At 73.2% G+C, this 26,535-nt stretch carries 20 protein-coding genes; 16 read left to right on the top strand and 4 right to left on the bottom strand.

The annotated features are described in order from the left end of the window. The first annotated feature begins 7 nt into the window (after positions 1-7). The 12 genes from OHO83_RS29005 (at position 8) to OHO83_RS28950 (ending at position 14,711) form a co-directional block, all read left to right on the top strand. Positions 8-1,273 (top strand): 6-phospho-beta-glucosidase, encoded by a 1,266-nt coding sequence (locus OHO83_RS29005; protein ID WP_330279942.1) that lies wholly within the window; start codon positions 8-10, stop codon positions 1,271-1,273. Then, complete coding sequence (locus OHO83_RS29000) at positions 1,264-2,256, top strand: N-acetylglucosamine kinase (protein ID WP_330279941.1); 993 nt, start codon at positions 1,264-1,266, stop codon at positions 2,254-2,256. Before OHO83_RS29005 ends, OHO83_RS29000 begins: the two co-directional genes overlap by 10 nt. A 111-nt stretch (positions 2,257-2,367) precedes the next feature. Beyond that, entirely contained in the window at positions 2,368-2,832 is a 465-nt protein-coding gene (locus OHO83_RS28995; protein ID WP_266670612.1) for a DUF3995 domain-containing protein, read from the top strand. After that, a complete protein-coding gene (locus OHO83_RS28990) occupies positions 2,822-3,334 on the top strand; it encodes an RNA polymerase sigma factor (RefSeq protein WP_266670614.1) in 513 nt (170 codons plus the stop codon). Before OHO83_RS28995 ends, OHO83_RS28990 begins: the two co-directional genes overlap by 11 nt. Continuing rightward, complete coding sequence (locus OHO83_RS28985; RefSeq protein WP_330279940.1) at positions 3,331-3,816, top strand: hypothetical protein; 486 nt, start codon at positions 3,331-3,333, stop codon at positions 3,814-3,816. The genes OHO83_RS28990 and OHO83_RS28985 overlap by 4 nt, the downstream gene beginning before the upstream one ends. Before the next feature lie 292 nt (positions 3,817-4,108). Then, positions 4,109-5,494 (top strand): hypothetical protein, encoded by a 1,386-nt coding sequence (locus tag OHO83_RS28980; RefSeq protein WP_330280806.1) that lies wholly within the window; start codon positions 4,109-4,111, stop codon positions 5,492-5,494. 17 nt (positions 5,495-5,511) lie between these two features. Further along, positions 5,512-6,516 carry a glutamate ABC transporter substrate-binding protein gene (locus OHO83_RS28975; protein ID WP_266670618.1) on the top strand — a complete coding sequence of 335 codons (1,005 nt, stop codon included), beginning with the start codon at positions 5,512-5,514 and terminating at the stop codon, positions 6,514-6,516. Between the two features lie 83 nt (positions 6,517-6,599). Beyond that, the gene (locus tag OHO83_RS28970; protein WP_330279939.1) at positions 6,600-7,916 is read left to right on the top strand and encodes a hypothetical protein; all 1,317 of its coding nucleotides are present in this window, start codon (positions 6,600-6,602) and stop codon (positions 7,914-7,916) included. Beyond that, positions 7,913-10,483, top strand: a complete 2,571-nt coding sequence (locus tag OHO83_RS28965; protein ID WP_266670622.1) for a serine/threonine-protein kinase — start codon at positions 7,913-7,915, stop codon at positions 10,481-10,483. Before OHO83_RS28970 ends, OHO83_RS28965 begins: the two co-directional genes overlap by 4 nt. A 1-nt stretch (position 10,484) precedes the next feature. Then, the gene (locus tag OHO83_RS28960; RefSeq protein ID WP_266670624.1) at positions 10,485-11,816 is read left to right on the top strand and encodes a PP2C family serine/threonine-protein phosphatase; all 1,332 of its coding nucleotides are present in this window, start codon (positions 10,485-10,487) and stop codon (positions 11,814-11,816) included. Between the two features lie 274 nt (positions 11,817-12,090). Beyond that, positions 12,091-13,443, top strand: coding sequence for a vWA domain-containing protein (locus tag OHO83_RS28955; RefSeq protein ID WP_330279938.1), 1,353 nt, complete (start codon positions 12,091-12,093; stop codon positions 13,441-13,443). 35 nt (positions 13,444-13,478) lie between these two features. Beyond that, positions 13,479-14,711, top strand: coding sequence for an FHA domain-containing protein (locus OHO83_RS28950; RefSeq protein WP_329435186.1), 1,233 nt, complete (start codon positions 13,479-13,481; stop codon positions 14,709-14,711). Between the two features lie 3 nt (positions 14,712-14,714). Here the strand turns inward: OHO83_RS28950 and OHO83_RS28945 are convergent, their stop codons facing one another. Next, positions 14,715-15,701 carry a methyltransferase domain-containing protein gene (locus OHO83_RS28945; protein ID WP_266670630.1) on the bottom strand — a complete coding sequence of 329 codons (987 nt, stop codon included), beginning with the start codon at positions 15,699-15,701 and terminating at the stop codon, positions 14,715-14,717. A gap of 207 nt (positions 15,702-15,908) precedes the next feature. Here OHO83_RS28945 and OHO83_RS28940 point away from each other — a divergent pair, with 207 nt between their 5' ends. From OHO83_RS28940 to OHO83_RS28925, 4 genes are all read left to right on the top strand, one after another. Continuing rightward, on the top strand, positions 15,909-16,313 hold the full coding sequence (locus OHO83_RS28940) for a globin (protein WP_266670632.1): 405 nt from the start codon (positions 15,909-15,911) through the stop codon (positions 16,311-16,313). A gap of 149 nt (positions 16,314-16,462) precedes the next feature. After that, complete coding sequence (locus tag OHO83_RS28935) at positions 16,463-19,810, top strand: FtsX-like permease family protein (protein WP_443066065.1); 3,348 nt, start codon at positions 16,463-16,465, stop codon at positions 19,808-19,810. Position 19,811: 1 nt separating this feature from the next. Next, positions 19,812-22,589, top strand: a complete 2,778-nt coding sequence (locus OHO83_RS28930; RefSeq protein ID WP_266670636.1) for an FtsX-like permease family protein — start codon at positions 19,812-19,814, stop codon at positions 22,587-22,589. 91 nt (positions 22,590-22,680) lie between these two features. Beyond that, on the top strand, positions 22,681-23,637 hold the full coding sequence (locus OHO83_RS28925) for an ABC transporter ATP-binding protein (protein ID WP_266670638.1): 957 nt from the start codon (positions 22,681-22,683) through the stop codon (positions 23,635-23,637). A gap of 30 nt (positions 23,638-23,667) precedes the next feature. Here the strand turns inward: OHO83_RS28925 and OHO83_RS28920 are convergent, their stop codons facing one another. From OHO83_RS28920 to ettA, 3 genes are read right to left on the bottom strand one after another with little or no spacing between them, the layout of a single operon-like run. Further along, complete coding sequence (locus OHO83_RS28920) at positions 23,668-24,342, bottom strand: hypothetical protein (RefSeq protein WP_266670640.1); 675 nt, start codon at positions 24,340-24,342, stop codon at positions 23,668-23,670. After that, positions 24,339-24,779: an acyl-CoA thioesterase gene (locus tag OHO83_RS28915; RefSeq protein ID WP_266676345.1), complete on the bottom strand. Its 441-nt coding sequence runs from the start codon at positions 24,777-24,779 to the stop codon at positions 24,339-24,341. Before OHO83_RS28915 ends, OHO83_RS28920 begins: the two co-directional genes overlap by 4 nt. After that, on the bottom strand, positions 24,779-26,443 hold the full coding sequence (ettA, locus tag OHO83_RS28910; protein WP_227294723.1) for an energy-dependent translational throttle protein EttA: 1,665 nt from the start codon (positions 26,441-26,443) through the stop codon (positions 24,779-24,781). The genes OHO83_RS28915 and ettA overlap by 1 nt, the downstream gene beginning before the upstream one ends. Between the last annotated feature and the right edge of the window lie 92 nt (positions 26,444-26,535).

Genomic DNA, 26,535 nt, shown 5'->3' with positions numbered 1-26,535 from the left:
AACCGATATGAAGCTCGCTGTGGTCGGCGGAGGCTCGACCTACACACCCGAACTCATCGACGGATTCGCACGGCTGAGGGACACCCTGCCGATCGAGGAGCTCGTGCTCGTCGACCCGGCGGCCGACCGCCTGGAACTGGTCGGCGGCCTCGCGCGGCGCATCTTCGCCAAGCAGGGCCACCCCGGCGTCATCCGCACGACGAGCGACGTGGACGCCGGTGTCGCCGACGCCGACGCGGTCCTGCTCCAGCTGCGCGTCGGCGGTCAGGCCGCCCGCAACCAGGACGAGACCTGGCCGCTGGAGTGCGGCTGCATCGGCCAGGAGACGACCGGCGCGGGCGGCCTCGCGAAAGCGCTCCGCACGGTGCCGGTGGTCCTCGACATCGCCGAGCGGGTGCGCCGCGCCAACCCGAACGCCTGGATCATCGACTTCACCAACCCGGTCGGCATCGTGACCCGCGCGCTGCTCCAGGCCGGGCACAAGGCCGTCGGTCTGTGCAACGTCGCGATCGGCTTCCAGCGGAAGTTCGCGCGGCTGCTCGACGTGACGCCGTCGCAGGTCCACCTCGACCACGTCGGCCTCAACCACCTCACATGGGAACTGGGTGTGCGCCTCGGCGGCCCGGACGGCGAGAACGTGCTGCCGCGCCTGATCGGCGAGCACGGCGACGCCATCGCCGAGGACCTGCACATGCCCCGCGCGATCGTGGACCGCCTCGGGGTCGTGCCCTCCTACTACCTGCGCTACTACTACCAGCACGACGCGGCCGTGCGGGAGATGCGCACGAAGCCGTCACGCGCCTCCCAAGTGGCCGCGATGGAGAAGGAGTTGCTGGAGATGTACGGCGACCCGACGCTCGACGAGAAGCCGGAGCTGCTCGCCAGGCGGGGCGGCGCCTTCTACAGCGAGGCGGCTGTGGACCTGGCGGCGTCCCTCCTCGGGGGCGGCGGCTCCCCGTACCAGGTCGTCAACACGTACAACAACGGCACGCTGCCGTTCCTGCCCGACGACGCCGTGATCGAGGTACAGGCGGCGGTCGACGGCAAGGGCGCGAGGCCGCTGGCCGTGCCCGCGCTCGACCCGCTGTACGCGGGCCTCATCGCGAACGTCACCGCTTATGAGGACCTGGCGCTCGAAGCCGCCCTGCGCGGCGGCCGCGACCGTGTCTTCAAGGCGCTGCTCGCGCACCCCCTGGTGGGCCAGATCGACTACGCCGAGCAGCTCACGGACCAGCTGATCGCCCACAACCGGGAGCACCTCGCGTGGGCCTGAGCTCTTCTCACAACGGCTGGGTGCTGGCCATCGACGCCGGCAACAGCAAGACCGACGTCGCGGTGGTCGCGGCCGACGGCACCATCGTCGGCGCGGCCCGCGGCGGCGGGTTCCAGCCGCCCAAGGTGGGCATCGAGGCCGCCGTCGACGTGCTCGCCGAGGCCGTCGACCGTGCGCTCGCCGAGGCGGGCACGACCACGGTGGGACACGTCTCGGCGTGTCTCGCCAACGCGGATCTCCCCGTCGAGGAAAGGGAGTTGGCCGCGGAGTTGCGCACGCGCGGCTGGGCCGCCTCCGTCGACGTACGCAACGACACCTTCGCCGTCCTGCGTGCCGGGCTCCTCAAGGACTCCGAGCCGCGCGGCGTCGCCGTCGTGTGCGGCGCCGGCATCAACTGCGCCGGGATGCTTCCCGACGGGCGCACCGCCCGCTTCCCCGCGATCGGCAAGATCTCCGGCGACTGGGGCGGTGGCGGCGGCCTGGCCGAGGAGGCCCTCTGGTACGCGGCGCGCGCCGAGGACGGCCGTGGCGAGACGACCGCCCTGATGCGCGCCCTGCCGGCGCACTTCGGGCTCCCCTCCATGTACGCGCTGATCGAGGCGCTGCACCTGGGCCGCATCCCGATGGAGCGACGGCACGAGCTGACGCCGGTGCTCTTCGCGACGGCAGCGGACGGCGACCCGGTGGCCCGCGCCCTGATCGACCGCATGGGCGACGAGGTCGTGGCCATGTCCGTGGTGGCCCTGGACCGGCTGGGCCTGCTCGAAGAGGAGACCCCCGTGCTCCTGGGCGGCTCGGTGCTCGCCGCGCGCCATCCCCAACTCGACGACCGGATACGGGAGATGCTCGCCGTGCGCGCCCCGAAGGCGGTACCGCGCGTGGTCACCGCCCGGCCCGTCCTCGGCGCGGCGCTGCTCGGCCTCGACGCCGTGGGGGCGGACGAGGACGTGCACGCGCGCGTGCGGGCGCACTTCGGGGGCTGAAGGGCCCCGGCCCACGGCCCCGGCTGCCGGAAAAGTCGCGGGGAACGTTTCGCCGGGACCCGTCCTCTGGAGGGTGTCGGTCACTCATCGCACCCTCCGGAGGACGCCCCCATGCCCACCGACCGCACCGCCCGCCGCGCCGCCACGCTCATCGCCTCCGTACTGAGCTGCGACGCCGTGCTGCACCTCTGCTGGTCCACCGGGTCGACCTGGCCCGCGCGCGACGTGCGAAGCCTGTCGTACGCCGTCCTGGGCGCGGATGTGCCCTTCACCCCGCCCGTCCTGCTGCCGCTCGCCACCGCCCTGTTCACGGCGAGCGGCGTCGTCGTGGCCCGCGCGCGCCTCGACCGCCCGCACGCCCTGCTGCGCCTCGGCACCTGGGCCGTCGCCGCCGGGCTTTCGCTGCGCGGTCTCGCGGGGGTCTACTGGCTCTTCACCAAGGACCCCGGCACGGCGTTCTACTGGCTCAACCTGGGCGCCTACACGCCGCTGTGCGCGGGGCTCGCGCTGGCCGCCGTCAGGGCCGCCCGGCCGGAGCCCGTGGCGCGCAGGGAAGATGCCGTACGTGTCCGATGACGACGACAGGGCCGGGACCGTGCGTCTCGTGCGGGCCGCCCAGCGCGGCGACACCCTCGCCATGGCGCGGCTCCTCGACGAACTCGCCCCCTACGTAGGGCGCATCTGCGGTCCCATCGCACTCGACCAGGGGGCGGACGCGGCCCAGGAGGCGCTGGTCGCCGTGTTCCGCTCGCTGCGCTCGCTCAAGGACCCGGCCGCCGTGCGCGGCTGGGTCCGCGCCATCGCCGTGCGCGAGGCCGTGCGCCTCGCGCGCCGCTCGGCGCGGGCCGTGCCCGCCGACCTGAGCACCCTGCCCGCGCGCGGTGACCCCCAACTCGCCTCCGACATCAGGGACGTACTGGACCGGCTCTCCCCCGAGCACCGCGCGGTGCTCGTCCTGCGCGATGTGGAGGGTCTCGACGAGCGCGCCGCCGCCGAGCTCCTCGGCGTGCGCGTGGGCACCGTCAAGTCCCGGCTGTCCCGGGCCCGTGACACCTTCCGGAAGGCGTGGACCTCATGACACAGCCCCCTCAGCCGCCACACTCCCCTCAGCTGCCGCAGTGGCCCCGGGCGGAGCTCGACCCCGTACGCAGGCTGCGCGCGCTCGCGTCCGGCATCAGCGGCGCCCACGTCACCGAGGGATACGTCGACGCCCCGTACGCTCGCGTGTGCGCCCTTCTGGGCGATCTGGAGGGCGAGTTCGGGCGGATCACGCCCGATATGCGGGGGCTGCGCGTGCTGCGCCGGGACGGGGAGCGCGTGGAGGCGCTGGCCGTCAGCAAGTACGGGATGCGGGCCCGCCTGCGCGGGGTTCACCGGCCGGGCTGGTGCTGGCTCCAGAGCCGGTTCCTGCTGCTCGGTGTCGCGGCGGTACCCGAGGGGGACGGGACCCGCGTCGCGTTCACCGGCGGGGTGCGGGTGCCGGGGCGGGCCGCGCTGGTGCCACTGGGCGTGCGCCGTGAGGGCCGCCGTAGTCTGAAGCGGCTGACCGTCCTGCTGTGACGGGGCGTGTGGAGGGAACCGTTCGGATTCGCCTCACGTGTTCAGGGGCAGGGGCCGCACGACGGCGTGCGCGGGGGCGCTCGAAGTGCGGTGTTCGCACGGCAATACGAACAAGATCCAGTCAATGGCTGTGCGGATGTCAGTCCCTGCGGCAATACTTGCGGCCGTGCACCTTCGCCGGCGGTCCCCGCACGCCGGGCGGAAGTGACGGACCGATGACCATGGGGGAGGTCGAGTGAACAACCCGCCGAACGGCAGCGCGGCGCCGCCGGGGACGGTCGGCGCGCCCACGATGCCGTCCGTGCCGCCGCAGGTGCGGCCGCCGCACGCGCAGGTCCCGGAGCCCGCCGCACCCGCGCGCAGCACCGCGTGGGCGGAGGGCGTCGACCGGGTGCGCGCAGCGGCGACGACGGAGCCGGGGCGCCTGCGCATCATCGGCGCGGTGCTCGCGCTGCTCGTCGTCGCGTTCGGCGCGGTCACGGCCTGGCAGATGACCGACCGCTCGGCCGCCGCGGACGACGTCCTGCACAGCAGCCAGCCCCTGAGCGCCGACGCGGCGGACATCTACCGCTCGCTCGCCGACGCCAACACGGCGGCGTCCAGCGGCTTCCTGGCGGGCGGCCAGGAGCCGGCCGAGACGCGGGACCGGTACGAGAAGGACATCAGGACGGCCGCGGCCAAGCTGGTGACGGCGGCGGCGAACTCGGACCCCGACTCCCCCTCCACCGCGGCCATTTCGAAGCTCAACAAGCTGCTGCCGCAGTACAAGGGCCTCATCGAGCGCGCCCGGGCGAACAACCGGCAGGGCTTCCCCCTGGGCGGCGCCTACCTGCGGTACGCGAACGAGACGATGCAGGAGCAGATGCTCCCCGCGGCCGAGGACCTGTACAAGAAGGAGAACGAGCGGCTCCGCTCGGACTACGACAGCGCCACGCCCTACCCCTGGGCCGCGATCGGCCTCGGCGTCGTCGCGCTCGGCGCGCTCGCCTGGGCCCAGCGGCGCAACTACCGCCGGACGAACCGTGTGCTCAACCACGGCCTGGTCGCCGCGACGGCCGCGTCCACGGTCGTCCTCCTCTGGCTCGTCGTCGGACACACCGTCGCCCGCGCGGGTCTCGACGAGTCGTACGACCACGGGGTCCGCTCGCTGAACGTGCTGCACGACGCGCGCATCGCCTCCCTCAAGGCCCGGGGCAACGAGAATCTGACGCTGGTCAGCCGCGGCGCCGAGACCGTCGAGGTGAAGGGCGTGACCAAGGACGCCTTCGACGTGGACTACCAGAACCAGATGAAGACGCTCGCCACGAAGCTCGGGGACGCGACGAGGCTCGCCGACGACAGCACGGGCAAGCGGCCCGTGCAGGCCGCGGGTGACAACATGCGGGTGTGGCAGGACCGCCACATGGACGCCCGTGAGCAGGACGACGCGGGCAACTACCAGGGGGCGCTCGACAAGGTGATCGGCTCCGCGCAGGACAAGCCGACCCGCGAGTGCTTCGACAACGTCGACAAGGAACTGCAGTCCGCCCTGACGCACGAGCAGGCGGAGTTCAAGCAGGCGGCCACCGACGGGCGCGGCGCGATGACGGGGCTCCCGGTGGGCGCCGCCGTACTCGCCGTGCTGGGCGCTGCGGGCGCCGTGCTCGGCATCGGGCGCCGGCTTTCGGAGTACCGGTGAGAGGGGGCGGGACAGCCATGAGCGCACGACGTACGCGGATCAGCCTGCGCGGCTGGGGCGGTGTGGCGGCCATGGCGGTCGCCTGTGCCCTGACCGCGGTCCTCGCGCTGCTGCTCCCCCTGACCCGGGGCGCCGGCGGCGACGGAAGCACGGGAGTCGGCGGCCCCGGTCTGGCCACGGGTGTGCAGGCCAGGGCCGACAACTGCACCGATCCGGAGCGCAGCCTGAAGCCGTCCGGCGACGAGTCGGGTGCGGCGGTCAAGGCCATCAAGAAGCGCGGCTACCTCATCGTCGGCGTCGACCAGAACAGCTACCACTGGGGCTACCGCGACCCGAACAAGAAGTCCAGCGAGCTCGAGGGCTTCGACATCGACCTGGCGCACGAGATCGCCCAGAAGATCCTCGGCGACCGCGACCTGATCCGGTTCCGCGCGATCCCGACCAACCAGCGCATCCCGGCGATCCAGCACGGGAACGTCGACATGGTCGTCCGCACGATGACGATCAGCTGCGAGCGGCTCAAGGACGTCGCCTTCTCGACGGCGTACTTCCAGACCGGGCAGCAGGTGCTGGCACCCAAGACCTCCTCGATCACCGGGTACGACAAGTCGCTCGCGGGCAAGCGGATCTGCACGGCGGCCGGCTCGACCGCGTTCGACCGTCTCGACGCGGACCGGAAGGCGGGCACGCTGGCCGCCGGCGCCGACATCTCCACGACGGTGCCGAACCAGCTGGACTGCCTCGTCAGGCTGCAGCTCGGCGAGGTGGACGCCGTGGTGACGGACAGCGCGCTCGCCGCGGGCCAGGCCGCGCAGGACCCGACGGTCGAGCTCAAGGGCACGCCGTTCACCAAGGAGTTCTACGGCGTGGCGATGAAGCGCGGTACGGACGACCTGGTACGCCGGGTCAACCAGGTCCTGGAGGACTTCCGCAAGGACGGCGGCTGGCAGGACTCGTACGACACGTGGCTCAAGGACGGTCTCGGCGCGGCCTCCGGGCCGCCCGCACCGAAGTACAAGTAGCCCCGGCCGGGCGCTACTTGCGGCAACTGCACAGCGGCAGCCGGCGGCAGCCGGCGGCAGCGACGTGAACGGAGAGGTGATCGATGGGCGTCACGGGACCCCCCGGTCCGGTGATGGACCGGGACGAGGTGGACCGTGCGCTGGCGCGGCTCGGCGCGGAGCACGAGGCGATCGAGACGTCGCTGTTCGCCCTCCAGGACCACGCGGGCCGCAGACTCCTCGAAGGCGCGCGGCTGACCGGCACCACTCAGGAGCGCTGGGCGGCCGCGGACCAGGCGATCACACTGCTGTGGACGTACTTCGACGCGTACACGGCCGCGCTGCGCTCCGCCCGTGAGATACGGGCGCGGCGGCGCTGGTCGAGCCGTGAGGACCTCGTCGAGCTGACCGAGCTGCTGCGCGGCGAGAGCGTGACCGTCGCCGGAAGCGGCCCCTCCACGCCCGCGTCGATCACCGGCCCCGCCCGGCTCAGCGACCGGTTCTCGCTCGCCGACCTGGTCGAGCGGATGAACGACCTGTACGCGAGCTCACTGGACATGGTGGTCGCCGCCGACGCCGTCTGGTCGGCGCTGCCCGCCCGCATAGACCTCCTCGCCGCCGAGCTGGGCCGCACGCGTCAGCTCGCGCACTCCGTCGGCGTACGCCCGGGTGAGCACCCCTCGGGCGACGACCTGGAGCGGATCACGCACGCGCTGACGCGGCTGCGGGAGGACGTCGTGTCCGATCCGCTGGCGTACTGGCGCTCCGGGAGCGGCAGTTCGGCGCCCGGTGGTGGCCGGCCCGACACGACGGCGTACGACCGTGAGGCGCAGGCCCTGGAGGAGGTGCGCCGGGAGATCGACGCGGTGCTGACCGTGCGGCAGGACGCGGAGGTCCGGCTCGGCAGGCTGCGGGACGTCCTCTCGCGCGCCGACCGCACCCTCGCCGAGGCGCGGTCCGCGCGCGGCGAGGTCCTCGCCAAGATCGCCGCGTTCGAGGTGCCCGCGGTCAGCGGCCCGCCGACCGCGCTCCAGGAACAGTTGGCGACGGCGGCCGAGTACCGTTGGTCCGCCCAGTGGCACCGGCTCTCACCGCTTCTCGAGACGCTGGAGACGCGGGCCGAGGACGAACTCCTGCGGGCCCGTGAGTCGCTGACGGCGGTCACACAGCCCTTGGCGGTCCGCGCCGAGCTGCGCGGCCGCCTGGACGCGTACAAGGCGAAGGTGGCGCGGCTCGGGTTCGCCGAGGACCCGCTGCTCGTGGAGCGTTACGACGCGGCCCGGCGGATGCTGTGGAGCGCGCCCTGCGACCTGCGGGCGGCCGAGGACGCGGTCCTGCGGTACCAGCGGGCGGCCGCCGACGTATTGGTCCCGCGGGTGCCCGATCAGGGCGGTCCCGCCGACCGGAGGGGGGAATCATGAGCGAGCAGCGGCAGTGCCAGCGTCCCGGGTGCGCGGGGTCGTACGAGGACGTGGGCGGCGGGGAGCTGTACTGCGACACCTGCGGTCTGGCCCCGGTGGTCTCGCCGACGGGCATGGTGGCGTCGCCGCCCACGGGCATCACGGTGGGGGGCCGTGGCTCCAACAGCGCCAGTGGGCGCAGCAGTTCGCGCTCGTCGCGGGCCAGTTCGCGCTCCTCGTCGCGGTCCTCGCAGTCGCGCCGGTCGGTCTCGGGCCGTCTGTCGCGCTCCCTGTCGGGGCAGTCGACGTCACGGTCGGTGTCGGTGCGCAGTTCGGGTGCCTCGGCCGCGTCGTCGGGGCGCGGGCGCCTCGGCGTCGGCCTGGTCCAGGTGCCGGACGTACCGCGGCCCGACCCGCGGGCGATGGTCCAGGAGAACCCCGAGGTCCCCGAGCGGAAGCGATTCTGCTCGCGCTCGGACTGCGGGGCGCCGGTGGGCCGGGCGCGCGGTGAACGCCCGGGCCGCACGGAGGGGTTCTGCACGAAGTGCGGCCACCCGTACTCGTTCGTGCCGAAGCTGCGCACGGGCGACATCGTGCACGGCCAGTACGAGGTGGTGGGCTGTCTCGCGCACGGCGGGCTCGGCTGGGTCTATCTCGCCGTGGACCGCGCGGTCTCCGACCGCTGGGTCGTCCTCAAGGGTCTCCTCGACACGGGTGACCAGGACGCTATGGCGGCGGCGATCTCGGAGCGGCGCTTCCTCGCCGAGATCGAGCACGCGAACATCGTCCGCATCTACAACTTCGTCGAGCACCTCGACCAGCGCACCGGCTCCCTGGACGGCTACATCGTCATGGAGTACGTCGGCGGCAAGTCCCTGAAGGAGATCGCCAACGGACGCCGCACGCCGGCCGGCAAGCGCGACCCGCTGCCGGTCGAGCAGGCCTGCGCGTACGGGATCGAGGCGCTGGAGGCGCTCGGGCACCTGCACAGCCGCAACCTCCTGTACTGCGACTTCAAGGTCGACAACGCGATCCAGACGGAGGACCAGCTCAAGCTCATCGACATGGGCGCGGTCCGCAGGATGGACGACGACGAGTCGGCGATCTACGGGACCGTGGGCTACCAGGCGCCAGAGGTCGCGGACGTCGGACCCTCCGTCGCCTCCGACCTGTACACGGTGGCGCGCACGCTGGCCGTCCTGACCTTCGACTTCCAGGGCTACACGAACGTCTTCGCGGACTCGCTGCCCGACCCCGACAGCATCGAGGTCTTCCGCACGTACGAGTCGTTCTACCGGCTCCTCGTACGCGCCACCGACCCCGACCCGGCCCGCCGGTTCGCGTCCGCGCAGGAGATGGCGGAGCAGCTGACCGGCGTCCTGCGCGAGGTCGTGGCCCTCCAGACGGGCCGTCCTCGCCCGGCCCTGTCGACGCTGTTCGGGCCCGAGGTCAAGGTCACGGACACGGAGTTGTTCGCGCAGCTGACGGGCGAGGTGTCGCGGCTCGGGGTCCGGGCGGAGCCGGTGCGCCGGAAGGGGCGGGGCGCGCAACAGGCCGCACCCGCGCTCCCGTCGGCCGGCGTGCCGCCCACCGCGCTCCCGGGCGCCCCGGGCACTCCCGCCTCCCCCGCCTCGCTGGTGAAGCCTCTCAACGCCGCCGCCACCGCGCTCGCGCTCCCCGTGCCGAGAGTCGACCCGGGCGACCCGAACGCCGGGTTCCTCGCGGGACTCATGGCGTCCGCGCCGGGCGAGCTCATCACCGCCCTGCGCGCCGCGCCCGCCACCTCCCTGGAGCTGCGCCTGCGCGAGCTGCGGGCCCGCCTCGAAATGGGCGAACTGGTTTCCGCGGCCCATGCGTTGACGGAGCTGGAGGCACAGCACCCGGACGACTGGCGGGTCGTCTGGTACCGCGGGGTCGCGGCGCTCGCGACCGGCGACCACACGAACGCGGCCCTGTCGTTCGACGCGGTCTACGACGCGTTCCCGGGCGAGCCCGCCCCGAAGCTCGCGCTCGGTGTGTGCGCGGAGGTGCTCGGCCAGCTGGACAACGCGGCGGAGTACTACCGCCTCGTCTGGGCCACCGACCCCAGTTATGTGAGCGCCGCGTTCGGCCTGGCCCGGGTGCAGCTCGCCGCGGCCGACCGGCACGGTGCCGTGCACACCCTGGAGTCCGTACCGGAGTCGTCGATCCACTACACGGCGGCCCGGGTCGCCGCGGTGCGGTCAAGACTGCGGCAGCGGATGGCCGAAGCGGTCGTCGCGCACGGGCCCCTGCTCGACGACCTGACGGCCGCGGCGGGCCAGGTCGAGGCGCTGGACGGGTTCGGCCTTGACGCGGTGCGCCGGGAGCAGTTGTCGACCGAGGTCCTTGGCACCGCGCTCGACTGGGTACTCTCCGGTAGTCAAGGTTCCGCTCCACACCAGGGACCCGTGAGGACCCTGGTGCTGGGGAACGACCTGGACGAGCGGGGGCTGCGACTCGGCCTCGAGCGCTCGTACCGGACACTGGCCAGGCTCGCTCAGGTTGGCGAGGAGAGGATCGAACTGGTGGAGCGGGCGAACCGTTACCGTCCACGGACGTGGGTGTGAGTTGATGTCGCAGATGCCTCGGCCGACGGCCATGTCGACGTGCCCCAGCTGCGAGGAGCCCCTCGAGTCGGGTGACCGCTTCTGCGGCGCGTGCGGGTACGACCTGTCGGCGGTGCCGGCCCCGCCGGACGACCTGCCGACGGTCACCCTGAGCACGGACGGCGCGGCGCCTGGGCAGGCGCCCGCCGTGGACTGGCCGTCCGCCCCCGAGCTCGACAGCTCCGACACCCCGGCGCCCGTGCATCTGCCCACCGACCTGCCGGGCACCGACTCGGGCGGCTCCGAACTGCCGTCGGCCGTCCGCTTCGACGGGGTTCCCGAGCAGGCCGGTGAGTCCGCCGGCGCCGGCGACTACACGCTGCCCGCGCCCGATCCGCGTACGGTGCCTCCCGAGGCGCTCGCGACCCCGCCCGCGGGCACGAAGCTCTGCGTGGCGTGCCGGGCCGGGCACGTCGACCGTGACGGCTACTGCGAGAACTGCGGGCACGCGCAGCCGCGCGAACGCGATCACATGGAGCAGGAGCTGGGCGCGGTCGCCGCGGTCAGCGACCGGGGGCTGCGCCACCACCGCAACGAGGACGCGTTCGCGATCGCGTCGGCCGCGCTGCCCGACGGGACGCCGTCCGTCGTCTCGATCGTCTGCGACGGCGTCTCCTCGGCGACCCGCCCCGACGAGGCGTCCCTGGCCGCGTCGCGCGCCGCGAGCGAGGCACTCCTTGAGTCCCTGCCGCGCGGCACGCATCCGCAGCAGGCCATGCACGACGCGATCGTCGTGGCGGCCGAGGCGGTCAACGTCCTGGCACAGGAGCCCGGTTCGGCCCGCGAGCACGCCCCGCACCAGAACGCGCCCGCGTGCACGCTGGTCGGCGCGATCGTCGCCAAGGACCTGCTGATCGTCGGCTGGGTCGGCGACTCGCGCGCCTACTGGGTGCCCGACGACCGCACCGCCCCCGCGGCCCGCCTCACCGAGGACGACTCGTGGGCGGCGCAGATGGTCGCCGCGGGCCTGATGAACGAGGCGGAGGCGTACGCGGACGAGCGCGCGCACGCCATCACGGGCTGGCTCGGCGCGGACGCGTACGAACTGGAGCCGCACACGGCCTCGTTCAAGCCCGACCGCCCCGGCGTGGTCGTGGTGTGCACGGACGGGCTGTGGAACTACGCGGAGGCCGCGGAGGAGATGGCCAGGGTCATCCCGGCCGACGCGGCGCACCGGCCGCTGCACAGCGCCCAGGTCCTCGTGGGCCACGCGCTCGACGGCGGCGGCCACGACAACGTAACAGTGGCCGTGCTGCCGTTCCCCGTCCCGCCGCAAGGGGCAGGATCGGCCTAGGGCCTTTCGTCCGGATCAGGCCGGATCAGGGAGCGGGGTCCGGTGCGGTGCATCGCAAGGCGGAGGAGGGAGTCGACGCGATGGGGGTCCCCCTGCTCGAGCGCAGCCGAGAGCTTGGGGGAGTCGGGGACCGACGACAACGCCGCGAAGTGTGGTGCCAGGGGCCCGCGAGCCCGGCCTGATCCAAACGAAAGGCCCTGGCGACGCGGGGAAGTCGCCGGGTCGTCGGGGAAGTTCCACGAGGCGCACGAAGGTGCAGGGGGGACCAACAACCATGGCCAAGTTCTCGAAGTCGAGCGTTCCGCAGTTCTCGGTCGACGTCTATCAGAACGAGTTCCTGCCGGAGGGCGGCCGCGAGGTCAACGCGATCGTGACCGTGACGTCGACAGGCGGCGGCACGGTCGGCGGCGCGGTGGCCGCTCCGCAGTTCTACGCCGCGGGCCGGGGGGCCGACGCCGCGGTCGCGCTGATGGTCGACTGCTCGGGCTCGATGGACTACCCGTCGACGAAGATGCGCAACGCCCGTGACGCCACGGCCGCCGCGATCGACACCCTGCGCGACGGTGTGCACTTCGCCGTGATCGGCGGGACGCATGTGGCGAAGGAGGTCTTCCCGGGCGGTGGCCGGCTCGCGGTCGCCGACGCGCAGACCCGTGACCAGGCCAAGCAGGCGCTGCGCAAGCTGTCCGCGGGCGGCGGCACGGCGATCGGCACCTGGCTGCGCCTCGCCGACCGGCTGCTGTGGGCCGCCGACGTCCCCGCGTCCTCGGTGCGTCACGGCATCCTGCTGACCGACGGCCGCAACGAGCACGAGTCGCCCGAGGACCTGCGGGCCGCGCTCGACGCGTGCGCGGGCCGCTTCACGTGTGACGCGCGTGGCGTGGGGACGGACTGGGAGGTCAAGGAGGTCACGGGGATCGCCTCGGCCATGCTCGGCACCGCCGACATCGTCGCGGACCCGGCCGGCCTGGCCGCCGACTTCACGCGGATGATGGAGACGGCGATGGGCAAGGAGGTCGCGGACGTCGCGCTGCGGCTGTGGACGCCGCTCGGCGCCGAGATCAAGTTCGTGAAGCAAGTGGCTCCGACTGTCGAGGAGTTGACGGACCGTCGTGTCGAGGTGGGGCCCCGCGCGGGCGACTACCCGACGGGTTCGTGGGGCGACGAGTCCCGCGACTACCACGTGTGCGTCCAGGTCCCGAACGCCGAGCTCGGCCAGGAGATGCTGGCAGGCCGCGTCTCGCTGGTGGTCCCGGGCGCCGACGGCAGCACGCAGACCCTCGGACAGGGACTCGTACGGGCCGTGTGGACGGACGACATGACGGCGTCGACGTCGATCAATCCGCAGGTCGCGCACTACACGGGTCAGGCGGAACTGGCACAGGTCATCCAGCAGGGTCTGGATGCCCGCAAAGCGGGCGATGCGGACGGGGCGACGGCCAAGCTGGGACGCGCGGTGCAGCTCGCCGCGGCCTCCGGGAACGCGGATACGGCCAAACTGCTCTCGAAGGTGGTGGACGTGGTCGACGCCGCGGAAGGTACTGTTCGATTGAAGGCCAAGGTCGCCGAGGCCGACGAAATGACCCTCGAGACCCGGTCGACGAAGACTGTCCGTGTCAAGAAGTGACGACGTAGCGAAGTAACGGAGGGGGAAGCGCCGACATGCCGACCTGCCCGAACGGACACCAGTCGGGTTCCGACGACTGGTGCGAGGTCTGCGGTCACCGCATGGCCGGTGCCGTACCCCCGCCCCCTCCGCCGCCGCCCCCGGCCGCCGGTTACGGCTACCCCCAGGGTGGCCAGACCCCGCCTCCCGGCTACGGCTACCCGCCGCCGGGGAACGCGGGACAGTCCGCTCCGCCGCCGCCCGGCGCCGGCCCCGAGCTGTGCCCGCAGTGCCGCACGCCCCGTGAGGGCGGCGCGCCGTTCTGCGAGGAGTGCCGGTGGAACTTCCTGACGAACACGGCCACGTCCTACACGCCGGCCGCGCCGAACCCGCCTGCTCCCGGTCCGGGTCCCGGTCAGGGCCCCGGTCCCGGTCAGGGCCCCGTCGGCCCGAATCCGGCGCTCCGCTTCCAGCAGCCGCCCGGTCCCGGTGACTCGTTCGAGTACCAGGGCTCGCGGCCCTCGCAGATGAACCGGCCCGCCGAGCCGATCCCGCCGTTCGGCGGGGGCCCGGCGCAGGCCCCGCCGCCCCCGCCGGGCCCCCGCACGGGTGGCGCCCCGCAGGCGTTCCAGCAGCCGGGTCCGCCGGCCCCGCCCGCGTTCCCGCAGGAGACCGGCCGCCCGCAGGGTCCGCCGCCGCCCTCGCCGGGTCCGTCGGGTCCGTCGTTCGGCGGCGGGGACGACTGGGTGCTTTCGCCCCCGTCGGCCCCGGCGCAGCAGGGCCAGGGACCCGGCGCGACCGAGGCGCCGGGCGGCCCGCAGGGCTTCCCGCCACCGCAGCAGACCCAGGCCCCGCAGGCGCCCCAGGGGTTCCAGCAGCAGCCGGTGTCCTGGAGTGCGACGATCGGCCCGGACCGCGAGTACTTCATGGCGATGATGCACCGCAGCGGGCCCGAGGCCTCGGGCCTGAACCTGCCCGCGTACTCGCCCGAGCAGCAGCGCCGGCTCACCGGGAACCAGATGACGATCGGCCGTCGCCGCCACTCCACCGGCGACACCCCGGACATCGATCTGTCGGTGCCGCCGGAGGACCCGGGCGTCTCGCACCAGCACGCCGTGCTGGTGCAGCAGCCGGACGGATCATGGGCGGTCGTCGACCAGAACTCGACGAACGGCACCACGGTCAACGGCGGCGACGAGCCCATCCAGCCCTTCGTCCCCGTGCCGCTCCAGGACGGCGACCGGGTGCACGTGGGCGCCTGGACGACGATCACGATCCACCGGGGCTAGTCCCTACATCCGGTCGGGACGCAGGGACCAGGCGTACGGCCCTTCGGGGTCGTCCAGCCAGGCCCACTCGTGCTCGCCGCTGACCGTGACGCCGAACCGTTCCCGCACGGGCCGTCCCTCCCGCTCCCACAGGGCGAGGGCCTCGTGCGGGTCGAGCCGGCCCGCGGTCAGCGCGAGCAGGAACCGGAAGAGGTCGTCGGCGAGCGCCCTGCGGGGCAGCCCGCCGATGTGCTGCACCGGTTCCTCGCCCTGCGTCCCGCCGCGCAGGGGCACGAAGTAGGCGGGCGTGTGCAGGAAGCGGCCCTCGGCGTGGCCGGCCTCGCCGACCGTGAGCAGGATCAGGCCGGTCGTGAGGGGCGCCAGGATGCGCGCCCCGGGCCGGCACTGCGCGGGCCAGGCACTGGGCACGGACCGTAGCGCGCAGGTCGCGACGATCCGGTCGTAGGGGGCGTGCTCGGGGCAGCCGGCCGCGCCGTCGCCCGTGACGACATGGGGCCGGAAGCCCGCTGTGGCGAGGTGCAGGCGCGCGGACTCGGTGATCTCCGGGTCCAGGTCGACGGTGGTGACGTTCTCGTCGCCGGCGCGGCGGGACAGCAGCGCGGCGTTGTAGCCGGTGCCCGCGCCGATCTCCAGGACGCGGTGCCCCTCGCGTACGTCCAGCTCGACGAGCATCCGTGCCATCAGGGACGGCTGACTGCTGGACGACACCAGCTCCCCGTCGCGCACCCGGGTGGCGAGCGGCTCGTCGGCGTAGGCGCCGCGCAACCAGCGCTCCCGCTGCCGCGGGTCGGGGTCCTCGCGCCACAGCCTCCGGTAGCCGGTCGGCGCCGGAAGGTAGTAGTAGGGCACGAACACATGGCGCGGGACCTGCTCGAACACCTCGCGCCAGGCCGGATCGCCGTCGAAGGCGCCGCTCACGGCGATCTCCCGCACGAGCGCGGCCCGTGCCGCGTCGGCTCCCGCATCCGGGTCCGTGTCCTGTGCGCCCATGCGTCCACTGTGCTGCGCCGGGGGCGTAAGAGCGAGCCCCCGTCCGGGGTGTAGTCGGGGGCGGGGAGGGCAGGGCCTAAGCCTCAAGTCCTCGTCCCGGTCGTCTGAGACGATGGACACGTGCTGCATTTCCCGGGGGACGCCCCCCGGACCCCCGGCCGGAAAGGCATCGGGGTGACCCGAGCGAGAGTTGTGAGGCCCACCGACGTGACCGAGATTCCGCGCGGCACGCTTCAGGAGCAGACCTTCTACGAGCAGGTCGGCGGCGAGGAGACCTTCCGGCGCCTGGTCCACCGCTTCTACGAGGGTGTCGCCGAGGACCCGCTGCTGCGGCCGATGTACCCGGAGGAGGACCTGGGTCCGGCCGAGGAGCGCCTCACGCTGTTCCTGATGCAGTACTGGGGCGGTCCCCGCACCTACAGCGACAACCGGGGCCACCCTCGCCTGCGGATGCGGCACGCGCCGTTCGCCGTGGACCGGGCGGCGCACGACGCGTGGCTGAGGCACATGCGGACCGCGGTCGACGAGCTCGGCCTGTCCGCGGAGCACGAGCACACACTCTGGAGCTACATGACGTACGCCGCGGCCTCGATGGTGAACACGGAGGGCTGAGACGCCGTTATCCGATGCGCCACCCCCGATATCCGGTTCGAACCCCTTCCCCAAGTCCGTTCGCTCTGAAAGCATCCGGACAGACTTTCGGGGGATGTACGGCGTAGAGCGGGTACGGGGGCAGGGTGTCAGGATTTGTTCTTCTTCGGGTGCGCGCGCACCGGTTGCTCCTGACGGCTGCGCTTCTCGCGGTCCTGCTGACGACGTCGGTCCTCGCGATGCTCAGCGCCTTCTCGGGCGCGATCGGTGACGCCGCCCTGCGCAACAGCCTGCGCACCCGGGACGCGGCGACCACGGCGCTGACGGTCAAGGCCGATGTGCCGGCCGAGGGCCGCGGGGCGGCGGACGCGGCGGTCCGGTCCGGGGCACGGGACACCTTCGACGGTCTGCCGGTGCGGGTGCAGACGCTGATGAGGTCGGGCCCGTACGCGCTGCCGCGCTCCCTCCAGCCGCCCGCCGCCCGCTCCGGGAACCCCGACCTGACCCAGTTCGCGGCGCTGGAGCGCGGCGAGGTCCGCATCACGACGGGCCGCGCCCCCAAGGCGGCACAAGGATCGAAGGCATCACAGGGATCGAAGGCGCCCGTCGAGGCGGCGCTCCCCGAGATCGCCGCCCGGCAGCTGAAGCTGCGCCCCGGCGACAAGCTCACCCTGAAGGACCGCATCGGCGGCCCCACGGTGTCGGTCGTACTCACCGGCGTGTACCGGCCCGTCCGGCCGACCGCCCCCTACTGGAAGCTCGACGACCTCGGCGGCCGCGGCATCCAGAAGATCTCCTTCACGACGTACGGGCCGCTGCTCGCCGCCCCCGCCGACCTCGCGGCCGGCCGAGTCTCCGCCGGGAAGTCGGCCTGGCTGGCGTCCGCGGACTTCTCGTCGGTGACGACGTCGGACATCGACAGGCTGCGCACCAGCGCCCGCGAAGGCACCAGGGCGCTCCTGCACGAGAAGGCTCTCGCGGGCACGACCGGGGTGACCACCTCGCTGCCGGAGACCCTCGACCGGGCGGAGCGCGCCCTGCTCGTCTCCCGCTCCACGCTCCTCATCGTCGCGCTGCAGCTCGTCCTGCTCGCCACGTACACGCTGCTGCTGGTGGCCCGGCTGCTGAGCGCGGACCGGGCGGGCGAGACGTGGATGCTGCGGGCGCGCGGCGGTTCGCGGGCCCGGGTGACCTCGCTCGCGGCCATCGAGGCGCTGCTGCTCGCGCTGCCCGCCGCCGTGTGCGCGCCGCTCCTCGCGGGCCCGCTGATCCGGCTGCTGTCCTCCTGGGGTGCCCTGTCGCGGATCGGGCTGCGGCTCGACGTGAGCGCCGACCGCGGGGTGTGGCTCGTCGCGGTGGCGGTCGCGGTGGGCTGCGCGCTCGCCGTGACGGTGCCCTCGCTGAGCGCCGCCGGTCCCGAGCGCGGCAGGGCCCGGGCCCTGCCCGCCCCGCTGCGGGCGGGCGCCGACGTCGGGCTCCTGGTCATCGCGGCCGTGGCGTACTGGCAGCTGGACCGGCAGACCTCCGGTTCGGGCACGCTCAGCAGCAGCGCCTCGGGCACCCTCGGCATCGACCCGCTCCTCGTCACGGCCCCCGCCCTGGCCCTGCTCGCCGGTACGGTCCTGACGCTGCGGCTGCTGCCGCCCGCCGCGAAGCTCGCGGAGCGGCGCGCGGCCGGCGGGCGCGGGCTGCCGTCGGCGCTCGCGGGCTGGCAGCTCAGCCGCCGCCCGCTGCGCGGCGCGGGCCCCGTCCTGCTCCTCGTACTCGCCGTCGCCATGGGCATGTTGGCGATCGGGCAGGGTGCGTCCTGGAACCGCTCGCAGGAGGACCAGGCGGACTTCCGCGCGGGCGCCTCCATCCGTGTCCTCGCGGAGGGGGGCGGGCTCGGCCGGGCCGGGGTCTACGCGGCGGCTCCCGGCGTGCAGGACGCCGCGCCCGCCGTGCGCGCCACAATGCCGCTGACCGGAAGCCGCGAGGCGACGCTCCTCGCCCTCGACACGGCGCACGCCACGGACCACTTGATGCTGCGGGACGACATGGCGTCGAAGTCCCCGTCGCGGCTGCTGTCGTCGCTGCGCACCGGCGTCGACGGCCGCTCACGCGGCGTCGTGCTGCCCGCCGACGCGGCCGGTGCCTCCCTCACGCTGCGCCTGAGCGCGCCCGCCCGTCCGCACGACGCCTCACCGTCCGATGTGCGGGGCACCGTCACCGCGATCGTCGAGGACCGTTACGGCATCCCGTACCAGGTGTTCCTGGACGACCTGCCCGCCGATGGACGCGCGCACCGGCTCACGATGGACCTCGGCGGGGGCGGCTCCTTCGGCGGCTCCTCCTCCCTCGACCGGCCCGCGACCCCCCTGACCCTGACCGGCCTGGCCCTCGACATCGACCAGCCCGTCACCGAGACCGTGAAGCACCGCCTGACGTTCGAGGGACTGCGGTCCGTGAACGCGGCGGGGGCACAGCAGTCGCTGAAGCTGGGCACGCGGTGGCAGGCCTCCGTGCAGGGTGGCTCCGAAGACACCGGCGCCAGTCGGCCCAGCGCCCCCGTGGTCGAGCGGCAGTCCGGCGGCCATGTGTCCGTCGGGTTCGACACCGGGCAGCTCAATCCGCTGACCATCCCGAACGGGGCGCCGCCCAGAATGACCGTCCGGCTCACCGCGAAGCGCCCCCCGGCCAAGGAGGTCACCGCCGTGGCCACCGACCGCTTCCTGAGCTCGTCCGGCGCGAAGGTCGGGTCCACCGTCGCCGTGCCCGTCAACGGGTCGCCCGTCAAGGTGCGCATCTCCGCGAGCGTGCGCGCCCTGCCCACCACGGGACCCGAGGCCGGAGCCGACACCACGACCGGGACGGCCGCGGGCCCCAAGTCCGCCGACGGCGGCGCCCTGCTGCTCGATCTGCCCACCCTGAACCGGGCGCTCGCCGACCGGCACAAGGAGGCCGTCCTGCCCGACGAGTGGTGGCTGAGCACCGAACCCGGCCGCAGTGCCGAGGCCGCCGCGGCGCTGCGCGCCCGCCCCGACGCCGACCCGGCGCAGGTCGTCGTGCGGTCCGAGATCGCCGAGTCGCTGCGCGACGACCCGATCGGCGCGGGACCGCAGTCGGCGCTCGCCGCTGCCGCCGTCGCCGCCGCCCTCCTCGCCGCGGTCGGGTTCGCCGTGAACACGGCGGGTTCGATGCGTGAGCGTGGCGACGAGTTCGCGATCCTGCGGGCGCTCGGCGCGCCCCGGCGCCAGCTCGCCCGTCTCGTCGCCGCCGAGCAGGGCATCCTGGTCGCGCTCGCCCTCCTGGTGGGGCTGGCCCTGGGATCGTTCCTCACGAGAGCCGTCGTACCGCTCGTCGTGCTGACCGGGCAGGCGACCCAGCCGATGCCCCGGGTCCTGGTCGAACTGCCCTGGGGGCAGGTCCTGCTGCTCCTCGCGGGCGTCGCCGTGACGCCCGTCCTGATCACCGCGGGCATCGCCCTGCGCCGGCCGCCGGACGCCGCCATCACACTGCGCCGCCAGGGGAGTGAGTGACATGACGCCACCGACCGTCGCCCCCTGGGTGCGCACCCGCTTGCGCGCCGCGCCCGGCGCCGCCTGCGCGCTCGCCCTCCTGGTCGCCCTCACCTCGTGCCTGGCCGCCGTGTTCCCGCGCGCCGTCCAGGACTACGAGGACGCGGGCCTGCGCCACGTCATCTCGGCCGCGGCACCCCAGCGCACGGTGCTCGACCTCACCACCGCGCAGCCCGCCATCGAACAGGAGGCGGACGCGCGGGACGAGTTGATGCGCACCGAGTCCATGCGCGCCGCGTACGACAAGATCGTCGGCTCCCTGCACGCGCCGCTCGCCGTGGACGAGACGCAGTCCTCGTACGGGCTGCGCACCACCGTGCAGCTGAAGGCAGCGGACACCGACACATGGCTGCCGCGGCCCGACGGGCTGGGCGCCCAGTTCACCCTCTCCGCGCAGACCGGGCTCGCCCGGCACAGCAGCGTCACGGCGGGACGGATGCCGCGCGCGGGCAAGGTCACCTGGGAGACGACCGAGGTGGAGGGCGCCGTGACGGCCGCGACCGCCAAGGCGCTGCACATCGAGCCCGGTTCGGTGATCCATGTGCCCGCGCTGATGAAGGGCGACGTGTCCGTGCGCATCACGGGCGTCCTGAAGGTGCGGGACCCCGAAGCGTCGTACTGGGCGGCCAATCCGGTCCTCGCCGCCCCGTCGATGCGACAGACCGAGACGATACCTCCGTCGCATTTCTGGGTCGGCGGGCTCCTCCTCGCGCCCGACGCGGCGCCCGCGCTGCTCGGCACGGCGGGCGACCCCGAGCAGTTCTGGCAGCTCGCGCCCGACCTGGGTACCCTCGACGCGCGCACCATGCCCGCCCTCAAGTCCGCTCTCGCCTCCACGAAGGGCGGCCCGGGCCTGCTCGCGGTGCGCCGGGCCACGGGCGGCGACACCGAGGTCGCCACCGGCCTCGACGAGTTCATCACCGGCTACCAGGACCTGCGGTCCCGTATCGGCCCGGTCGTCTCCGTCGCCGCGTACGGCACGGGGACGGTCGCCTGCATCGTGCTCCTGATGGCGGGCGGCCTGGCCGCCGAGCGGCGCCGGGCCGAGTTCACCGTCCTGCGCTCGCGCGGCGGCTCGGTGCGCGGGCTCGCCGGGCGGCTGCTCGCCGAGACGGCGGTCGTGGCCGTGCCCGCGGGAGCGGCCGGTCTCGCGCTCGCGCTGGTCGCGGTCCGGCACGGCCGCTGGCAGCCCGCCGCGCTCGGGGCCGCCGCGGTCGTCCTGCTCACGTGCCTCGCGCTGCCCCTGCGAGCCGTCGCCGCGCACCGCCGCGTCCACGTGGGCGGCGCGCGCGACGACCTCGCCCACGCCCGCCCCTCGCGCCGCCGCACCGTCGCCGAACTCACCGTGCTCGCCCTCGCGGTCGCGTCCATCATGGCGCTGCGCCGCCGGGGCACGTCCGACGGCGGGGACAGCCTCGTCGCGCTCGCGCCGGTCCTGGTCGGTGTCGTCGCCGCGTTCGTCCTCGTACGCGTGTATCCGCTGCCGCTGCGCTGGCTGGCCCGCCCCGCCGGGCGGCTGCGCGGCGTCGTCGGCTATCTGTCGCTCGCGAGGACGGGCCGCGCGACGGCAGGTGCCGGTACGGCGGTACTCCCCCTGCTCGCGCTGCTCACGGCGCTGACGACAGCCGCGTTCGGCGGTTCGGTCCTCGCGGGCATCGACCACGAACGGGACCGGGCTGCGGTCCTCGCGACCGGCGCGGACGCCCGCGTCGAGTCCGCCTCCCCGCTGCCCTCCGCACTCGCCGGGCAGGTCAGGAAGATGCCCGGGGTGCGGGACGTGGCGCCGCTGACGCTGCGGTACGACGCCGAGCCGAAGGACGGCAAGCGCAAGGTGCCCCTCGCGGTCGTGGACACGGCGTCGTACGCGCGTCTGGCCGCCCGTACGGACCTCGGTGGGTTCCCCGCCGGCGCGCTGACGACGGACGCCGCGAAAACCGGCACCGCCGCGTCGCCGCTCCCCGTGCTGGCCTCCCCCTCGATGCGGGACGTCTTCGGGACCGGGCCGTTCTCGCTGTGGATGGACGGCGAGGACATCGTGCTGCGCGTCTCCGAGGTCCGTACGACGACACCCGCGCTGTCCGACGACTTCCTCGTGGTCGACAGGACGGCCCTGGCCCGCCGGGTCGGCATCGGGCAGAAGGCCAACGAGGACATCGCGTCCCGCTACCTCCCCAGCGACCTCCTCGTCACCGGCGACCACATCGACGGGCCCGCCCTGCGCAAGGCGGCCGGCTCCAAGGTGTCGGTGCGGCTGCGCGCCACCGAACGCGCCCGGTACGTCGACTCGCCCCTGCAGACCGGCGCCGCCCGCGTCTACTCGGCGGCCGTCGTCATCGGGGCGGGGTACGCGGCCCTCACCCTGCTCCTCGCGCTCGCACGCGCCGCCCCCGAACGCACCGCGCTCCTCGCGCGCCTGCGCACCATGGGCCTCACCCGCCGCCAGGCCCGCCGCCTCCTCGTCCTCGAAGCGCTCCCCCAGGCCGCGCTCGCCGCGGCGGGCGGCGCCCTCACGGGGTGGGCGGCGATCCGGCTCCTCTCGCCGGGCCTCGACCTGACGGGTCTGGCCCTGGCGACGGCCGGTGACCAGGGCCCGGTGGCGCAGCTGCGCACCGACGCCCTGTCGCTCCTGCTGCCCGCACTGTGCGTCGTCCTGCTCGCCACGGCCGTGGCGGCCGGGCAGGCCTGGTGGGCCGGGCGGCGTGGATTCGTCCGGGAGTTGAGGGCGGGGGAAACGTCATGAACCGACGCGGACAGCGGGCGTACTGCGTCATCACACCGACAGGATCGGCAACGTCAGCGGCGAGGGCCGAAGGGACACCGGGAGAGACATCATGACCACCACCGACCCCACCCTCGCCGATCTCGAACGGCGCGCCGCGGACCGCCGCGAGCAGCCCGCGTACGGCCATGACGCCCTGATCACCTGCGACCGGCTGGTGCGGATCTTCTCCACGGACGGCGTCGAGGTGCAGGCGCTCCAGGGGCTCGATCTCCTGGTGCGCGAGGGCGAGTTGATGGCCCTGGTCGGCGCGTCGGGCAGCGGTAAGTCGACGCTGATGAACATCCTCGCGGGGCTCGACGAGCCTACGGCGGGAGCGGCGAAGGTCGCGGGCTGCGACCTGCTCACGATGGGCGCGAAGGAACGCCTGCGTTACCGCAGGGACATCGTGGGCTTCGTCTGGCAGCAGACGGCCCGCAATCTGCTCCCCTACCTGACGGCAGCTCAGAACGTGGCGCTGCCCATGCAGTTGAAGGGCGGCACCAAGCGCGCGCACAAGTCCCGGCGGGCCGTGGAACTCCTCGGCCTGCTGGGGGTCGGCGACTGCCGCGACCGGCGCCCGCAGGCGCTGTCGGGCGGCCAGCAGCAGCGCGTCGCCATCGCGGTGGCGCTCGCCAACGAGCCGTCGGTCCTGCTCGCCGACGAGCCGACCGGCGAACTGGACTCCCACACGGGCGAGCAGATCTTCGCCGCGTTCCGCACCGCGAACGAGGAGCTGGGCACGACCATCGTGATCGTCACGCACGACCAGACCGTCGCCTCCGAGGTCCGCCGCACGGTCGCCATCCGCGACGGCCGCACCTCGACGGAGGTCCTGCGCCGCACGCAGGTCGACGCGGCGACGGGCCAGGAGTCCCTGATCTCACGCGAGTACGCGATGCTCGACCGCGCGGGCCGGCTCCAGCTCCCCGCGGACCACACGCGGGCACTGGGCATGCGGGACAGAGTGCTCCTGGAGCTGGAGGAGGACCACATCGGGGTGTGGCCGGACGACACCGAGCCGGTCTGATCCGTCAGGCGGGCGTCTTGGTGCCGTCGGTCAGGCGGGCGTCACCAAGAGGCCGGAGAGCCCGTTGCTGCGCCGCAGCGCCACGGAGCCGTAGGCCGTGCGCAGCCGCAGCCACGAGCCGCTGCTCAGGAGGTCGAGCGCGTCCCCGCGGAGGAAGCCGAGCGACTGGGCCGCGTGGGCGGCCCGCACCGGAACTCCGGTGTCGCCGATGGTCCGCGACCAGATCTCGCGCCCGATCCGGTCCAGTTCGGCGCGGGTGCGCCCGTCGGGGGCCAACTCCTCGACACGCGCCTTGAACTCGGCGACAGCCGCCCGTACGAGCCCGCGCACGACGTCCACGTCAGGGAAGCCGGGAACCAGCTCCCAGCCGCCGCGAGGGGGCAGGACACCGGCCCACGGAGGCCCGGTCACCGCGGCGGGCACCCGCGCGGTCCCGGCGGCCTCGTCGATCGACTCGAGCAGCTCACCGGCCGACACGGTCACGTCGAGCGAGCTGTCCAGCCCGTTCTCGTACGGCTTCAGGAGGCGGGCCGTGCGGATCGCGAGCACCTCGAACGACGGCGGCCGCCCGAAGACGGCCAGCGCCTGTCCGCCCGCCTGGAGCCGCACGGCGGCGGCCCGGTCGTAGTGCACCAGCCGGCCGAGGAAGGCGGCGAGGTCCGCGCCTTCCCCGGCGTCGGCGAAGTGCAGCACGGGTGCCGTCATGCGGCCAGCGCCCCCGCGCCGCTGTCGGCACTGTCGTCCATGTACTCCTGCAGGTACCGCTTCTCCTCGGCGCTGATCCGCCGGGGCCGCTGAGCCTCCAGGTCGAAGGGCACGACCACGGTCGAGGCCCGCACGTACACCTGGTCGGTGTCCTTGACCTCGTACGCGATCGTCAGGGACGCGGCGCCGAGCTTGGTGACCCACGACTCGATGGTGACCGGCTCGTGCCGGTGCACCAGCGGGCGTACGTAGTCGATCTCGTGACGGGCCACGACGGACCCGCCGGAGAAGGACGGCGACCCGTCCCCGGGCGCCAGCCGGAACATGAAGTCGATCCGCGCCTCTTCCAGATACCGCAGGAAGACGACGTTGTTGACGTGCCCGAAGGCATCCATGTCCGACCAGCGCAGGGGGCAGGCGTAGATGTGACGCACGATCAGCCTCGCGTCAGCTTCTTGTACGTGGCACGGTGCGGACGCGCGGCGTCCGCGCCCAGGCGCTCGATCTTGTTCTTCTCGTACGACTCGAAGTTGCCCTCGAACCAGTACCACTTGGAGTCACCCTCGTAGGCGAGGATGTGCGTGGCGACCCGGTCCAGGAACCAGCGGTCGTGGGAGATCACGACGGCGGCACCGGGGAACTCCAGGAGCGCGTTCTCCAGCGACGACAGGGTCTCGACGTCGAGGTCGTTCGTCGGCTCGTCGAGGAGCAGCAGGTTGCCGCCCTCCTTGAGCGTCAGGGCGAGGTTGAGGCGGTTGCGCTCACCGCCGGACAGGACGCCGGCCGGCTTCTGCTGGTCCGGGCCCTTGAAGCCGAAGGCGCTGACGTACGCGCGCGACGGCATCTCGACCTGGCCGACGTTGATGTAGTCGAGCTCGTCCGACACGACGGCCCAGAGGGTCTTCTTCGCGTCGATGTTGGCGCGGCTCTGGTCGACGTAGGAGATCTTGACCGTGTCGCCGACCTTGATCGAGCCGTTGTCCGGCGTCTCGAGGCCCTGGATCATCTTGAACAGCGTGGTCTTGCCCGCGCCGTTCGGACCGATGACGCCGACGATGCCGTTGCGCGGCAGCGTGAACGACAGGTCGTCGATGAGGACCTTGTCGCCGAAGGCCTTGGAGAGGTTCTGGACCTCGACGACGATGCTGCCCAGACGCGGGCCCGGCGGGATCTGGATCTCCTCGAAGTCCAGCTTCCGCATCTTGTCCGCCTCGGCGGCCATCTCCTCGTAGCGGGCGAGACGGGCCTTGGACTTGGTCTGACGCCCCTTGGCGTTGGACCGCACCCACTCGAGCTCTTCCTTGAGCCGCTTGGCGCGCTTCTCGTCCTTGCGGCCCTCGACCTTGAGGCGCGCGGCCTTCTTGTCGAGGTACGTCGAGTAGTTGCCCTCGTAGGGGAGCGCGCGGCCGCGGTCCAGCTCGAGGATCCACTCGGCGACGTTGTTGAGGAAGTAGCGGTCGTGGGTCACGGCGACCACGGCGCCCGCGTACTTCGAGAGGTGCTGCTCCAGCCAGTTCACCGACTCGGCGTCGAGGTGGTTGGTGGGCTCGTCGAGGAGCAGCAGGTCGGGGGCCTCGATGAGGAGCTTGCACAGCGCCACGCGGCGCTTCTCGCCACCGGAGAGGTTGTTGACGGGCCAGTCGCCGGGCGGGCAGCCCAGGGCGTCCATGGCCTGCTCGAGCTGCGCGTCCAGGTCCCACGCGTTGGCGTGGTCCAGGTCCTCCTGGAGCTTGCCCATCTCCTCGAGGAGGGCGTCCGAGTAGTCGGTCGCCATGAGCTCCGCGACCTCGTTGAAGCGGTTGAGCTTCTTCATGGTGTCGGCGGCGCCGTCCTGCACGTTCTCCAGGACCGTCTTCGACTCGTCGAGCTGCGGCTCCTGCATGAGGATGCCGACGCTGAACCCGGGCGAGAGGTAGGCCTCACCGTTCGACGGCTGCTCGAGGCCCGCCATGATCTTCAGCACCGTGGACTTACCGGCACCGTTGGGACCCACGACACCGATCTTCGCGCCGGGCAGGAAGTTCAGGGTGACGTCATCCAGAATCACCTTGTCGCCGTGCGCCTTGCGCGTCTTGCGCATGGTGTAGATGAACTCAGCCAAGAGAAACCGTCCGGCAATCGATGTGTGGGCAGATACACCCCATCTTGCCTGACGTCCATCCCTGGATGGAAACCCGTATGCGCCTGAGGCCC

Origin of the sequence: Streptomyces sp. NBC_00569 (assembly GCF_036345255.1) — a bacterium.
Classification (GTDB): Bacteria; Actinomycetota; Actinomycetes; order Streptomycetales; family Streptomycetaceae; genus Streptomyces.
Note: the sequence above shows the minus strand (reverse complement) of the source record. Positions and strands in the feature narration are given on the sequence as shown.

What these genes read in the sequence shown, in the direction of transcription:
- OHO83_RS28970 (WP_330279939.1), top strand. Translation starts at nt 6,600, where the DNA reads ATGGGCGTCACGGGACCCCCCGGTCCGGTGATGGACCGGGACGAGGTG.
- OHO83_RS28965 (WP_266670622.1), top strand. Translation starts at nt 7,913, where the DNA reads ATGAGCGAGCAGCGGCAGTGCCAGCGTCCCGGGTGCGCGGGGTCGTAC.
- OHO83_RS29005 (WP_330279942.1), top strand. Translation starts at nt 8, where the DNA reads ATGAAGCTCGCTGTGGTCGGCGGAGGCTCGACCTACACACCCGAACTC.
- OHO83_RS28920 (WP_266670640.1), bottom strand. Translation starts at nt 24,342, where the DNA reads ATGACGGCACCCGTGCTGCACTTCGCCGACGCCGGGGAAGGCGCGGAC.
- OHO83_RS28950 (WP_329435186.1), top strand. Translation starts at nt 13,479, where the DNA reads ATGCCGACCTGCCCGAACGGACACCAGTCGGGTTCCGACGACTGGTGC.
- OHO83_RS28995 (WP_266670612.1), top strand. Translation starts at nt 2,368, where the DNA reads ATGCCCACCGACCGCACCGCCCGCCGCGCCGCCACGCTCATCGCCTCC.
- OHO83_RS28925 (WP_266670638.1), top strand. Translation starts at nt 22,681, where the DNA reads ATGACCACCACCGACCCCACCCTCGCCGATCTCGAACGGCGCGCCGCG.
- OHO83_RS28930 (WP_266670636.1), top strand. Translation starts at nt 19,812, where the DNA reads ATGACGCCACCGACCGTCGCCCCCTGGGTGCGCACCCGCTTGCGCGCC.
- OHO83_RS28945 (WP_266670630.1), bottom strand. Translation starts at nt 15,701, where the DNA reads ATGGGCGCACAGGACACGGACCCGGATGCGGGAGCCGACGCGGCACGG.
- OHO83_RS28980 (WP_330280806.1), top strand. Translation starts at nt 4,109, where the DNA reads ATGCCGTCCGTGCCGCCGCAGGTGCGGCCGCCGCACGCGCAGGTCCCG.
- OHO83_RS28975 (WP_266670618.1), top strand. Translation starts at nt 5,512, where the DNA reads ATGAGCGCACGACGTACGCGGATCAGCCTGCGCGGCTGGGGCGGTGTG.
- OHO83_RS28985 (WP_330279940.1), top strand. Translation starts at nt 3,331, where the DNA reads ATGACACAGCCCCCTCAGCCGCCACACTCCCCTCAGCTGCCGCAGTGG.
- OHO83_RS28955 (WP_330279938.1), top strand. Translation starts at nt 12,091, where the DNA reads ATGGCCAAGTTCTCGAAGTCGAGCGTTCCGCAGTTCTCGGTCGACGTC.